The organism is Kitasatospora sp. NPDC059817 (genome assembly GCF_042731835.1).
Classification (GTDB): domain Bacteria; phylum Actinomycetota; class Actinomycetes; order Streptomycetales; family Streptomycetaceae; genus Kitasatospora.
In genome coordinates this window covers 9,080-22,518 of sequence record NZ_JBHWIR010000006.1, presented here as the reverse complement: position 1 = coordinate 22,518, position 13,439 = coordinate 9,080, and the positions used below count along the sequence as shown (strand labels likewise).

Genomic DNA, 13,439 nt, shown 5'->3' with positions numbered 1-13,439 from the left:
CGCACGCTCAGCTCCTCCTCGTCAGCAGCGCCACCGGCCGGTCCGCCAGCAGCCGCGCGACGGGCACCGGGCCCGCCGGGTGGGTCCGCAGCGTCAGCTGGTCCGTCCAGGGCCCGCCCCCGGGCAGCTCCAGGACGGTGCCGCGCCAGCCGCCGGCGCGGTCCAGCCCGTACGGGAGCCGGGTGACGGCGGTGACCACGTCGGCGCCGCGGGCGAAGGCCAGCAGGTGGTCGGCGGCGGGGCCGGCGGCGCTCAGCGGCCGGTAGGGCCCGAGCGGGCGGTCGCGCCGCAGGTGCAGCGCCGCCCTGGTGAGGTGCAGCTTCTCGCGGGCGAGGTCGCCGGGGCGCGGGGCGGCCGCGTCGGTGAGCCGGACGGCGAGTGCGCCGAGGTCCACCACGCCCCGGTTGTCCGGGTCGACGAGGGTGTACAGCGGCTCCTCGCTGCCCTGGTAGAGGTCGGGCACGCCCGGGACGGTGAGGTGCAGCAGCGCGGCGGCGAGGGTGTTGGCGCGGGCGTACGGGGCGAGGGCGTGCACCAGGCCCTCGATCCGGGGCAGCAGTCCGGGGTTGGTGTGGACGGCGCGGGCGCGCGCGGTGAGCGCCTGCTCGAAGCGGGCGTCGGGGGTGGTCCAGGAGGTGTGCAGCTTGGCCTCGCGGGCGGCCTTGAGGAGGGCGGCGACGAGCCGGTCGGGGTCGATCGGCCAGGCGGCGACGAGGGTGTGCCAGAGCAGCCAGTCGCCGTCGCGGGCACCGGGGTCGGGGCCGCTTTCGCCGTCGTGGCGGCCTTCGCGGTCGTGATCGCCGCGGGGGCCCGGCCCGGCGGCGGTGGACCAGGCGGCGGCCTCGGCGGCCCAGGCCTCGGGCTGCTCGGCGAGGACGGCGAGCCGGGCGCGGGCGTCGGCGCTGCGCTTGGTGTCGTGGGTGGACAGCACGGTCATGCTGTGCGGCCAGGCGCGCTCCAGGTAGCGGCACCAGTCGTGGAACCGGGCCGGGGGCAGCCCCGGCCGGCCGGGCTCGCCGCCGACCTCGTTGAGGCCGGGCAGCGCGTTCCACCGGTAGAAGGCGGTGTCCTCGACGCCCTTGGCGGCGACGGCGGCGGCGGTCTGCGCGAAGCGCTCGCAGAACTCGTCCTTCTGCGGCCCGCTCCCCAGCTCCCCGAGCGCCAGGGCGGCGACCAGCCGGTCCGTCGGGTCGGCCGAGCCGCCCAGCGCCGCGCGCAGCTGCTCGGCGGAGGCCGGCGGCACCGGCTCCCCGGGCCGGGCGTACGGCCGGTACGCCGGGTAGCCGGTGAACAGCCGGCGCAGCGCCGCGCGCAGCTGCCAGGGCGCGTGGTCGGAGTGCGCGGGCTCGGCGGCGCCGATCCGCAGCGCGATCCGCACCAGCCGGTCGACCTCGGCGGCCAGCTCGCCGTGCGGCGCGGTCATGTCGGCCCGCCCGCGCCGGGCGGCGGCGACCGCCGGGTGGGGGTCGGCGCAGGGTTGGCCGTCCGGCGCGGAGCCGGCCAGGAACGCCGCGTACGCCCCGGCCAGCCGGCAGGCGCCCGCGTGGTCGGTGAGCACGCCGTCGATGCGGCGCAGCGCGTCGTAGCCGGTCGTCCCGGCGACCGGCCAGTCCGCGGGCAGCCGCTCGTCGCCGGTGAGGATCTTCTCGACGACGGTGTACGCCCCGCCGGTGGCGCCGGCGAGGCGGCGCAGGTAGCCGCGCGGGTCGGCGAGCCCGTCGGGGTGGTCGATCCGGAAGCCGTCGACGACGCCGTCGGCGTGCAGCCGCAGCAGGGTGGCGTGGGTGGCGGCGAACACCTCGGGCTCCTCGACCCGGACGGCGATCAGCTCGTTGACGGTGAAGAAGCGCCGGTAGTTCAGTTCGGTGCGGGCCAGCCGCCACCAGGCGAGCCGGTACCACTGGCGGGCGAGCAGCTCGTCGAGCGGCAGCCCCGAGGTGCCGGGCCGCAGCGGCAGCTCGTGGTCGTGGTAGCGCAGCACCTCGCCGTCCACCACCAGCTGGTCGAGCACGGCGCCGAGCCGGTCGCCGAGCAGCGGCAGCAGCACCCGGCCGCGCGCGGGGGCGTCGACGGGGCCGGGCTGGGCCGCCCAGTCGATGTCGAACCAGCGCGCGTACGGCGAGTCGGGGCCGTCGCGCAGCACCTGCCACAGCGGCTGGTTGAGCCGCTCGGGGACGGGCACCGCCATGTGGTTGGGCACCACGTCGACGAGCAGCCGCAGGCCGTGCCGGTGGGCGGCGGCGGCCAGCGCGCGCAGGGCGCCCTCGCCGCCGAGCTGCTCGCTGACCCGGCCGTGGTCGACGGTGTCGTAGCCGTGGGTGGAGCCGGGGGCGGCCTCCAGCAGCGGGGACAGGTGCAGGTGGGAGACGCCGAGGGCGGCGAGGTAGGGGACGGCGGCGGCGGCGTCGTGGAGGGTGAAGCCGGGTTGCAGCTGGAGGCGGTAGCTGGCCGTGGGGGCCGTGGCGGTAGCGGTGGCGGATGAGGGGGAGGCGGCGGCCGGGCGGGGCGGTGCGGGCTCGGCGGCGGAGGTCATAGGTCCATGAGTACCCGGGGGAGCCCGCCGCCAAGACCCGCTGCTGGTCCGAACAGGTGAGCGCGGGGTGTCAGGCCGGCCGCTGGAGCACCATCAGCGAGCGGTCGGTGAGCCACAGCGCGTCCCCGGCCTTGACCCGCGCGCCCGCGCCCGGGGCGGGCAGCCGGGCCTGTGCGGTGTCGACCACGACCTGCCATTCCTGCCCGTGGTCGGCGGGCAGGGTGAACTCCAGCGGCTCGAAGTGCGCGTTGAACATCAGCAGGAAGGAGTCGTCGACGATCCGCCCGCCGCGCCGGTCCGGCTCGGAGATGGCGTAGCCGTTGAGGAAGACGGTCAGCGACTTGGCGTAGCTGGCGCCCCAGTTGCGCTTGGTCATCTCCTCCCCGCCGGGGGTGAACCAGGCGATGTCGGTGAGGTCGTCGTAGCCGCCGGAGTCGTAGCCGCCCGAGGGATGGTTGTTTGAGGGGTGACCGCCCGAGGGGTGACGGCCGGAGGCGTGACCGCCGGAGGGGCGGCCGCCGGCGGCGAGCGTCCCCGGCCCGGGGCGCCCGGGGACCGGCCGCCCGTGGAAGAAGCGCCGCCGCCGGAACACCGGGTGGTCGCGGCGCAGCCAGATCATCCCCTGGGTGAACTCCAGCAGCCGCGCCTCGGGCCCGTCGCCGTCCGGCCAGTGCACCCAGGTGAGTTCGTTGTCCTGGCAGTAGGCGTTGTTGTTGCCCTGCTGGGTGCGGCCGAGTTCGTCGCCGTGGGAGAGCATCGGCACGCCCTGGGAGAGCATCAGGGTGGCGATGAGGTTGCGCTGCTGGCGGGCTCTGAGCTCCTCGACGGCCGGGTCGGTGCAAGGGCCCTCGACGCCGCAGTTCCAGGAGCGGTTGAAGGACTCGCCGTCGCGGTTGTCCTCGCCGTTGGCCTCGTTGTGCTTGTCGTTGTAGGAGACGAGGTCGCGCAGGGTGAAACCGTCGTGGCAGGTCACGAAGTTGATGGAGGCGATGGGGCGGCGGCCGTCGTCCTGGTAGAGGTCGGAGGAGCCGGTGAGCCGGGAGCCGAACTCGGCGAGGGCGGCGGTCTCGCCGCGCCACAGGTCGCGCACGGTGTCCCGGTACATGCCGTTCCACTCGGTCCACAGCGGCGGGAAGTTGCCGACCTGGTAGCCGCCCTCGCCGAGGTCCCAGGGTTCGGCGATCAGCTTGGCCTGGGAGACCACCGGGTCCTGCTGGACGAGGTCGAAGAAGGAGGAGAGCCGGTCGACCTCGTGGAACTGCCGGGCCAGGGTGGCGGCGAGGTCGAAGCGGAAGCCGTCGACGTGCATCTCGGTGACCCAGTAGCGCAGCGAGTCCATGATCAGCTGGAGCACGTGCGGGCTGCGCATCAGCAGGCTGTTGCCGGTGCCGGTGGTGTCCTCGTAGAAGCGCTGGTCCCGGGCGAGGCGGTAGTAGGAGACGTTGTCCAGCCCGCGCAGGGACAGCGTCGGCCCGAGGTGGTTGCCCTCGGCGGTGTGGTTGTAGACGACGTCCAGGATCACCTCGATCCCGGCCGCGTGCAGCGCCTTGACCATCGACTTGAACTCCTGCACCTGCTGGCCCCGGTCGCCGCTGGAGGCGTAGGAGGAGTGCGGGGCGAAGAAGCCGATGGTGTTGTAGCCCCAGTAGTTGGACAGGCCCAGGTCGCGCAGCCGGTGGTCGCGGACGAACTGGTGCACCGGCATCAGCTCGATCGCGGTGACGCCGAGCTTGGCCAGGTGCTCGATCACCGCCGGGTGGGCCAGGCCCGCGTAGGTGCCGCGGATCTCCTCGGGGATGCCCGGGTGCAGCCGGGTGAGGCCCTTGACGTGCGCCTCGTAGATGACGGTGCGGTGGTAGTCGGTGCGCGGCGGGTGGTCGGTGCCCCAGTCGAAGTACGGGTTGATCACGACCGAGTGCATGGTGTGCGGGGCGGAGTCGAGGTCGTTGCGGCGCTCGGGCGCGCCGAAGTGGTAGCCGTAGACGGCCTCGTCCCAGTCGATGTGCCCGCTCATCGCCTTGGCGTACGGGTCCAGCAGCAGTTTGGCGCTGTTGTGGCGCTGGCCGAGGCCGGGGTTGTACGGGCCGTGGACGCGGAAGCCGTAGCGCTGGCCGGGCTGGACGCCGGGGAGGTAGGCGTGCCGGACGAAGGCGTCCGTCTCGCGCAGTTCGACGGCCGTCTCCGAGCCGTCCTCGTCGATCAGGCACAGCTCGATCCGGTCGGCACTCTCGGAGAACACCGCGAAGTTGGTGCCGGCCCCGTCGTAGGTGGCGCCGAGGGGGTAGGGCTTACCGGGCCAGACCTGCATGAGTCCTCAACTTCCTTGCACTCAACGGAAACTGACGTGTAGTCCGATAACGTGCCCGGACCCGGACGCTCTCTTCCCGGCCGGGCGGCCGGGCATGTGCGGCGCTCGCGCGCCGTGACGCACGGCACAGTGCGCATACTCCCCGAGCCTTCCCCCGGCGGCTGGGACATGTGCGGCCGGTTCGCCCGAACGGGTGTCCAGCCGGGATTCCTGTGATAAGCGGGGCCGGGCTCGCGGCGGGCGGGGCCGGCGATGGGCGGGGCTTGCGATGGGCGCGGGTCTGTGAAGGGTGGGCCTGGTGGTGGTGCCGGGCCCCGGGGGCCATCCGGCTGCGCACCGCTCGCGGCGGGCAGTACCCTTGATCGTCCGGCCGCCCCCGGGCCGGTGGCGCTCCATCAGCCGCGCAGGGGCGGAGCGTAGAACAGCAGACCAGGTGAGGTGGCGCATGGTGTTCCCCGCCGGCGGCCGCGGCCCGGGGCCCGACGGCCCCGACCGGGGCGGCGCCCGCAGCGAGGCGCCCACGGTCGTCATGCGCCCCACCCTGTCCGGCCGCCCCCTGGTGCCCGCCCAGGGCGGCCCGGTCGAGATCCCCGCCCTCGCCTGGTCCGCCGCCGAATGGGAGGACGCCTACCAGCGGGTCCGCATGTCCGGCCGCGCCTACGTCTGGCTCAACCTCGTCGAGCAGCGGCTGCGCTCCCTCGTCGACGAGGTGCTGCACCCCATCTACGCCCCCGCCCACGGCGAGGACTGGGTCACCGCCGCCGCCGGCCCCGCCGGCGAGGAGTGGGCGCACCGGGCCGGAGCCGTCCGCGAGGTCAGCCGCCGCAAGGGCTACCTGCTCGACCCGGCCGACGACGACCCGCTGGTCTTCCTCACCCTGCCCCAGCTGCGCGAGCTGATGGTCCAGCACTGGCCCTGCTTCGAGCCCTACCTGTCCGACCGGCGCGAGATCGAACTCGCCCTGGACGAACTGGAGGTGGCCCGGCACGTGGTCTCCCGCAACCGGGTGCTCACCCAGACCGTCCTCGCCCAGACCGAACGCGCCGCCGCCCGCCTGCTCGCCGTCCTGGACGGCGGCGCCGGCGGCGTGCCCGCCGACGTCGTCGAGTCGCTGGTGGCCGGCCGGTACGCGGACGTCGTCGCCGTGCACGCCGACCGCGTCCGCCTCCAGCGCGACCTGCCCGTCGAGGACCTGCTGGACGGCGCCCGGCGCCTGGACGCGCTCGGCATCGGCCTCGGCATGCTCTGCCAGAACTACACCGGCAAGCGGCTGGTGCGCCTGGCCGGCGACGGCTGCCGGGTCCGCCTGCTCTTCCTCAACCCGGCGAGCAGCGCCGTCCGCCGCCGCGAACGCGAACTCGGCCTCGGGCGCGGCGAGTTGTCGCGCTCCATCGAGATGAACATCATGCACGTGCGCCGGGTGCGGGCCCGGCTGCGCGACCAGGGCGGCTTCGAGATCCGGGTCTTCGACGAGACCCCGCGCTTCACCGCCTACCTCGTCGAGGGCCCCCGCCCGACCGGCCAGGTCGGCGGCCGCCGCCAGAGCCGCGACCTCGGCGTCATCCAGCCCTACCTGCGCCGCGCCCGGGGCATGGAGTCCCCGGCCCTGGTGCTGCGCGGCGGCGCCGGCCAGCAGCCCGGCGGCAGCGAACAGGGCCTGCTGGAGGTCTACCGCGAGGAGTTCGAGGGCGCCTGGGGCGACTCCCGGCCGGTGTCCTGAACCCGCACCCCCCGTTCCTGATGGACCGTCAATTTCCCTTCTCCACCCCCGGGTGGAGGCCCGGAAATCCATCCGTGCGGCGGCGACACCCCCGGGCCGGGCCGCGCAAGCTGGAGGCGGGGTCGCGGCCGCACGAGCGGCGCGACGATGCCGAGGGGAGTGCGCCGTGGTGTACGGGACGAAGCGCGGGACGAAGCGCGGGACAAAGCGCGGGACAGTGCGCGGAACAGCATGGGGGGACGCGCGCGGAAGGCTGCGCGAAGGGCCCGGGGCGGGGTTGCGCGCAAGGCGGCCGGGCAAGGCCCGCCGAACCGTCCCCCCGCGCTGGCCGCTCGCACTGGCCGGTGTGGCGGCGGCCCTGCTGGGCCTGCTGCCGGCCGTCCCCGCCGAGGCCCGGGAGACGGGCGGCTGCCGTACGGCGACCTCCGTCGGCCGCCTCCAGGGGGTGTCCCAGGACGGCCGGTGCGCCTACCTGGGCGTCCCGTACGCGGCGCCGCCCACCGGCGAGCGCCGGTTCCGCCCGCCGCAGCCGGCCGCGCCCTGGCCCGCAACGCTGCGCGCCACCCGGGCCCGCCCCGGCTGCCCGCAGGACCTGAGCGCGGGCGGCGGCGGCACCGAGGACTGCCTGTACCTCAACGTGTGGTCGGCGCACGGCGGCGGCGCCCGCAAACCCGTCATGGTCTTCCTGCACGGCGGCGCGGACGAACTCGGCGCCGCCGGCCAGCCCGTCTTCGACGGCGGCCTGCTGGCCGAGCGCGGCGACGCCGTCGTGGTGAACCTGGACTACCGGCTCGGCATCCTGGGCTGGACGGAACTCGGCGCGCTCGACCCGTCCTACGCCGGCTCAGGCAACAACGGGCTGCGCGACGAGAGCGCCGCGCTGGCCTGGGTGCGCCGGCACGCCGGCGCCTTCGGCGGCGACCCGGGCAACGTCACCGTCTTCGGCCAGTCGGCCGGCGCGATCTCGATCAGCGCCCTGCTGGCCGGCGACCACCCCGAGCAGCTCTTCCAGCGCGCCATCGTCGAGAGCGGGCCCGGCTACCTGGTGCACACCGCGGCCGCCGCGCAGGCCACCGCCGGAAAGGTCTTCGCCACCGGCGGCATCCACACCGTCGCGGACCTCGACCGGCTGAGCACCCAACAGGTCCTCGAACTCCAGGAACAGGTCCAGCACGGGCTCTCCGGGCTGTCCTCCGCGGTCTTCTTCGGCCCCTCCATCGACGGGGCGCTGGTACCCGGCCCGGTCGTCGAACGGATCGCCGCCGGCAGCGCCCGCGACGTCGACGTGATGACCGGCACCACCGAGAACGAGACCGACTACTGGGCGCTGTTCGACCCCACGCTGCCCGACCTCCCGCTGAGCGCCTACCGCACCCTGCCCCCGGTGCTCGCCGACCGCAAACAGCAGATGTACGACCGGTACGCCGCCGACCGCCCCGGGGCCACCGAGGGCCGGGTGGTGAACGCGATGCTCACCGACCAGACCGAGCGGATCCCCACCCTGCGCCTGGCCGAGGCCCAGTCCCGCTGGCGGCCCACCTACGTCTACCAGTTCGACTGGCACGTGCCCTACGTCCCCGGCCTGCCCGCCGCCCAGAACCTGGGCGCCATGCACACCCTGGAACTGCCCTTCGTCTTCGGCGGCCTGGACCTCGGCGCGATCCCGCGCGGCGCGCAGACCGTCGCCGCCCAGCGGCCCGAACTCACCCGGCTGTCCGAGCGGGTGGCCGACGCCTGGGCCTCCTTCGCCCGCCAGGGCGACCCGGGCTGGCCGTCCTACACCGCCGACGCGCGGGCCACCCGGATCTGGGACCTGAACCCCGGCGTCCAGTACGCCCCGCACGACGACGAACGCGCCCTCTGGGACGACTACTCCTTCCCCGCCCTGGACCTCGGCACCCGCTAGCCGAACCGCCGTCGGAAGAGGGGGCCGGGCCACCGCCCGGCCCCTCGGCGCGCCCCGCCCCGGCGTCCGGCCCCCGAAACCCGCTGGCCAGGCCGGTGCGGCCGCTGCCACACTGCGGGCCGTGAACAGCCTCCCCGCCTGGACCCTGCGCCCCGCCACCGCCGCCGACGTCGAACCCGTCGCCGAACTCAAGGCCGTCGTGCTGCGCGCCGACCTCGAACGCCTCGGCCGCTACGACGACGACCGGGTCCGCCGGCGCCTGCGGGCGGGCTTCTCCAGCCGCCACAGCTCCGTCATCCTCGTCGACGGCGCCTTCGCCGGCTCCGTCACCGTCCGCCCCGCCGAGCAGGGCGGCCGCTGGATCGAGCACTTCTACCTAGCCCCCGCCCACCAGGGCCGCGGCCTCGGCAGCGCCGTCCTGCGCCACCTCCTCGCCCAGGCCGACGCCGCCGGCGAGCCCGTGCGCCTCGACGTCCTCCAGGGCAGCCCCGCCCGCCGCCTCTACGAACGCCACGGCTTCGTCCTCGACCACGAGGACCCGATCGACGTCTACCTGGTCCGCGAGCCCGCCGCCTGAACCGGGCCCGCCGCCTGAACCGGGCCCGCCCCGGCGGTCAGGGCTGGTCGGAGCAGGGGCGGCCGTGGTAGTCATAGCCCCCGTGATGATCATGGGGGATGACGGGGCCGTACTGCGCCTCGAACAACTGCGCCGCACCTACGGGACCGGGCCGGAGGCCGTCCACGCGCTCAGGGGAGTGGACGTCGACTTCGCCCGCGGCACCTTCACCGCCGTCATGGGCCCCTCCGGCTCCGGCAAGAGCACCCTGCTCCAGTGCGCCGCCGGGCTCGACCGGCCCGACGGCGGCCGGGTCGTCCTCGACGGGGCCGACCTCGCCGCACTCACCGAGAGCCGGCTGACCGTCCTGCGGCGCGAGAAGCTCGGCTTCGTCTTCCAGGCCTTCAACCTGGTCGGCTCGCTGACCGCCGAACAGAACGTCGGCCTGCCGCTGCGCCTGGCCGGGCGCCGCCCCGACCGCGCCGACGTCCACCGCGCCCTCGCCCAGGTCGGCCTCGGCGAACGCACCGGACACCTGCCCTCCCAGCTCTCCGGCGGCCAGCAGCAGCGCGTCGCCATCGCCCGCGCCCTGATCACCCGCCCGCAGGTGCTCTTCGCCGACGAGCCCACCGGCGCCCTCGACAGCGCCAGCAGCCGCGACGTCCTCGCCCTGCTGCGCGAACTCGTCGACCGCGACGGCCAGAGCACCGTCATGGTCACCCACGACCCGGTCGCCGCCTCCTACGCCGACCGCGTGCTCTTCCTCGCCGACGGCCGCCTCGTCGCCGACCTCGACCACCCCACCGCCCCGCAGATCGCCGAGCGGATGACCGCCCTGGAGACGGCGGCATGAACGAGCGGAGCGAGTTCATCATCGAGAGGTGCGCGTGGGCGAACGCCCCCGCCGAGCGCAGCGAGGTGGGCGCATGAGTTCCCTCGTCACCCTGCTGCCCGTCGCCGCCGCCGCACTGCGCCGCCGCAAGGCCGCCTTCGCCGGCTCCTACCTCGCCCTGACCCTCGGCGTCACCCTGGTCGCCACCACCGGTACCCTGCTCGACAACACCGCCGGCGACGACTCCCCGCTCGGCGCGCCCTCCCTCCACAAGGTGCTCCTGTTCAGCGCCGCGATGGCCGCCTTCGTCGCGGTCTTCGTCGTCGCCGGCACCTTCGCCTTCGCCGTCGCCCAGCGCCGCCAGGAGATCGCGATGCTGCGCGCCGTCGGCGCCACCCCCCGCCAGGTCGTCGGGCTGATCACCGGCGAGGCCGCCGTCGTCGCCCTCGCCGCCGCCGTCACCGGCTGCCTGCTCGCCCTGCCCGGCGCGCCCGCCCTCGCCGCCTGGCTGGTCGCCCGCGGCGCCGCCCCGGACGGCTTCGCGGCGCACCCGGCCCCCGCCCCGCTGCTCACCGCCGCCGCCGTCGGCCTGCTCGTCGCCCTGCTCGGCGCCGTCACCGCCGCCCTGCGCGCCGGCCGGGTCCGGGCCGTCGAGGCACTCGGCGACGCCGCCGTCGACCGCACGGTCATGACGCCCGTGCGCTGGGCCTGCGCCCTCGCCGGACTGCTCGCCCTGGCCGGCACCGTCGGCTACTACCTGGCCGCCCCGACCATGCCCGCCGCCCCCGGCGACCAGCCGGCCGACCCGCAGCTCGCCTCCCAGTGGGTCCTCGGCGCCGACCTGCTGACGATCACCGCCCTCGCCCTGTTCGCCCCGCTGATCGTCCCGCCCCTGGTCCGGGCGCTCAGCGCGCCACTGGCCCGCGCCGTCGGCGCCGCACCCCTGCTCGCCCGGCAGAACGCGCTCACCGCCGTCCGCCGCACCGTCTCCACCGCCACCCCCGCCTTCCTCACCATCGCCCTCACCGGCACCGTCATCGGCTCCACCGCCGCCTTCGCCGACGCCATGACCGCCCAGAACCGGGCCACCACCGCCGCCCGGTACGTGCTGCGCCCCGGCGCCACCCCGCTGCCCGACGACGCCGCACACCGGCTCACCGCCGACCGGCCCGGCCTGCGCGCCACCGCCACCACCCCCACCGTGGTCACCGGCCTCGGCGCCGCCCCCGCCGACTTCGCCGACCCCGGCGAGGACTCACCCGCCTCCGCCCCCTCCGCCGCCACCGTCGTCGACGGCGACCTCGCCACCGCCTGGACCCTGCCCGTCGTCCAGGGCGCCGCCGCCGACCTGCACGGCGCCACCCTCGCCGCCTCCACCGACCAGGCCCGCGGCCACGGCTGGACCCTCGGCGACCAGGTCCACCTGCGCCTCGCCGACGGCACCGTCACCACCCTGCGCCTCGCCCTCGTCTACCGCACCCAGCTGGGCCTCGACGAGATCCTGCTCAGCGGCGACGCCACCACCGCCCACCTGGCCGGCGCCCACCCCGGCGCCGTCCACCTCTCCGCCGAACCTCCGGCCGCCGACCGGCTCGGCGGCGAACTCATCGACGCCCGCGCCCCCGGCCCCGACCCCGGCGCCCACTACGCGTGGATCGCCACCACGACCATCCTCGGCCCCGCCCTGCTGTACGCGCTCATCGCGATCGCCAACACCATGGTGATGTCCGCCGCCGACCGCCGACGCGACTTCACCGTCCTGCGGCTGGCCGGCACCCTGCGCCGCCAGGTGCTGCACATGGTCGCCCTGGAAGCCGTCCTGGTCGTCGCCACCGCCGCCGTCCTGGCCCTCGCCGTCACCGCCCTCACCCAGTACGGCACCACCGCCCTGCTCAACCACCGCATCCTGGCCGGCCAGGCCGCCATCGACCCGCAGCTGCCCTGGCTCCCGCTCGGCGCCGCCGCGGCCGTCTGCCTCGCCCTGGCCGTCGCCGCCAGCGTGCTGCCCAGCCGGATCGCCCTCGCCCGCGCCCGGTGACGTTCGCCCGGTGACCTTCGCCCGGTGGCGGTCTCCTGGTGACGTTCGCTCAGCGGCCCTCACCCGGGTGACCCTCGCCCGGGTGAGGGGAGTAGGCCGGACGGATGGTGACCGGCGGTCGGGCGCGGCGCTCACCCGAGCACCGGGCCCGACCGCTTGTTAGCGTCCCGTCCATGATCGACAGCCCGCACTCCACCGGCTCCGAACACCCCCGCGCCACCCGCCGCGGCCTCCTGCGCACCGCCCTCGGCGCCACCACCGCCGGAGCCCTCACCCTCACCGGCGCCCACCCAGCCCAGGCCGAGCCCCGCCCCGCCACCCGGCGCATCGACTTCCACGGCCGCCACCAGGCCGGCATCACCAACCCGCCCCCCGGCTACGGCACCTTCCTCGCCCTCGACGTCAAGGCCCGCGACCGTAAGGCCCTCGAAACCCTCCTGCGCACCCTCACCGACCGCATCCGCTTCCTCACCACCGGCGGCACCCCGCCCGACCTCGGCCCCGCCACCGCCCCCTCCGACAGCGGCACCCTCGGCCCCGACCTGCCCACCGACGACCTCACCGTCACCGTCGCCGTCGGCGCCTCCCTCTTCGACACCCGCTACGGCCTCACCCGCCACCGCCCCCGCCGGCTCACCGCCATGCGCCCCTTCCCCGTCGACGCGCTGCGCCCCGCCGAATGCCACGGCGACCTCTCGCTCCAGATCTGCGCCGAGAACCGCGACACCGTCCAGCACACCATCCGCGACCTGCTGCGCAGCACCCACGGCCTGATCCGCCCGCGCTGGCAGCTCGACGGCTTCCAGAACCGCTCCCGCCCCACCGGCGCCGCCCGCAACCTGCTCGGCTTCAAGGACGGCATCGAGAACCCCGACACCGCGAACGCCCGCGAACTGGACGCCCTCGTCTGGGTCGGCGAGGGCGGCGACGAACCGCGCTGGGCCGCCGGCGGCAGCTACCAGGTCATCCGCGCCATCCGCACCCTCGTCGCCGGCTGGGACGAGGTGCCGCTCCAGCAGCAGGAACGCCTGATCGGCCGGCGCAAGAACGACGGCGCCCCGCTCGGCGCCGCCGGCGAGACCGACACCCCCGACTACCGCAACGACCCCGACGGCGCCGTCATCCCCCTCGACTCCCACATCCGCCTCGCCAACCCCCGCACCGACGGCACCCGCGACAGCCGCATCCTGCGCCGCGCCTTCAACTACGACCGCGGCCTCGACCCCGACGGCGAACCCGACCTCGGCCTCGCCTTCTGCTGCTACCAGCAGGACGTGGCCCGCCAGTTCGAAGCCGTCCAGACCCGCCTCAACGCCGAACCCCTCGCCCGCCACCTCCGCCCCACCGGCGGCGGCTACTTCTACGTCCTCCCCGGCGCCCACGACACCACCGACTGGCTCGGCCGCACCCTCCTCACCACCACCTGAACGCCCGTGTTCGCCCCGGTCCGCCCGAGCGGACCCGGGCGCAAAACGGACACCCCCCCCCTAAAACCCCCGGGGGAGCCACCAACCCCCCCTGCGGGCGCGATGGTTTAGCGTAGCGC

8 protein-coding genes are annotated in these 13,439 nt (G+C 75.5%); 6 read left to right on the top strand and 2 right to left on the bottom strand.

Annotation, left to right across the window (positions count from 1 at the left end):
* Window positions 1–7: 7 nt before the first annotated feature.
* Complete coding sequence (gene treY / locus ACFV61_RS02225) at window positions 8–2,533, bottom strand: malto-oligosyltrehalose synthase (protein ID WP_380489588.1); 2,526 nt, start codon at window positions 2,531–2,533, stop codon at window positions 8–10.
* Window positions 2,534–2,603: 70 nt separating this feature from the next.
* Entirely contained in the window at window positions 2,604–4,841 is a 2,238-nt protein-coding gene (glgX, locus tag ACFV61_RS02220) for a glycogen debranching protein GlgX (RefSeq protein ID WP_380489586.1), read from the bottom strand.
* Between the two features lie 445 nt (window positions 4,842–5,286).
* Between glgX and ACFV61_RS02215 the strand changes: the two genes are divergently transcribed.
* The 6 genes from ACFV61_RS02215 (at window position 5,287) to efeB (ending at window position 13,320) form a co-directional block, all read left to right on the top strand.
* The gene (locus ACFV61_RS02215) at window positions 5,287–6,561 is read left to right on the top strand and encodes an SAV2148 family HEPN domain-containing protein (RefSeq protein WP_380424896.1); all 1,275 of its coding nucleotides are present in this window, start codon (window positions 5,287–5,289) and stop codon (window positions 6,559–6,561) included.
* A 346-nt stretch (window positions 6,562–6,907) separates the two neighbouring features.
* Complete coding sequence (locus tag ACFV61_RS02210; protein ID WP_380489584.1) at window positions 6,908–8,467, top strand: carboxylesterase/lipase family protein; 1,560 nt, start codon at window positions 6,908–6,910, stop codon at window positions 8,465–8,467.
* A gap of 121 nt (window positions 8,468–8,588) precedes the next feature.
* Window positions 8,589–9,044: a GNAT family N-acetyltransferase gene (locus tag ACFV61_RS02205; RefSeq protein WP_380337872.1), complete on the top strand. Its 456-nt coding sequence runs from the start codon at window positions 8,589–8,591 to the stop codon at window positions 9,042–9,044.
* 91 nt (window positions 9,045–9,135) lie between these two features.
* Window positions 9,136–9,876: an ABC transporter ATP-binding protein gene (locus ACFV61_RS02200; RefSeq protein WP_380489582.1), complete on the top strand. Its 741-nt coding sequence runs from the start codon at window positions 9,136–9,138 to the stop codon at window positions 9,874–9,876.
* Window positions 9,877–9,949: 73 nt separating this feature from the next.
* Entirely contained in the window at window positions 9,950–11,893 is a 1,944-nt protein-coding gene (locus ACFV61_RS02195; protein ID WP_380489580.1) for an FtsX-like permease family protein, read from the top strand.
* A 173-nt stretch (window positions 11,894–12,066) separates the two neighbouring features.
* Window positions 12,067–13,320 (top strand): iron uptake transporter deferrochelatase/peroxidase subunit, encoded by a 1,254-nt coding sequence (gene efeB / locus ACFV61_RS02190; protein ID WP_380424889.1) that lies wholly within the window; start codon window positions 12,067–12,069, stop codon window positions 13,318–13,320.
* Window positions 13,321–13,439 lie beyond the last annotated feature (119 nt).

Bases quoted from the DNA above. Each gene is read 5' to 3' on its own strand.
- treY (WP_380489588.1), bottom strand. From the start codon at position 2,533: ATGACCTCCGCCGCCGAGCCCGCACCGCCCCGCCCGGCCGCCGCCTCC.
- glgX (WP_380489586.1), bottom strand. From the start codon at position 4,841: ATGCAGGTCTGGCCCGGTAAGCCCTACCCCCTCGGCGCCACCTACGAC.
- ACFV61_RS02215 (WP_380424896.1), top strand. From the start codon at position 5,287: ATGGTGTTCCCCGCCGGCGGCCGCGGCCCGGGGCCCGACGGCCCCGAC.
- ACFV61_RS02200 (WP_380489582.1), top strand. From the start codon at position 9,136: ATGGGGGATGACGGGGCCGTACTGCGCCTCGAACAACTGCGCCGCACC.
- ACFV61_RS02195 (WP_380489580.1), top strand. From the start codon at position 9,950: ATGAGTTCCCTCGTCACCCTGCTGCCCGTCGCCGCCGCCGCACTGCGC.
- efeB (WP_380424889.1), top strand. From the start codon at position 12,067: ATGATCGACAGCCCGCACTCCACCGGCTCCGAACACCCCCGCGCCACC.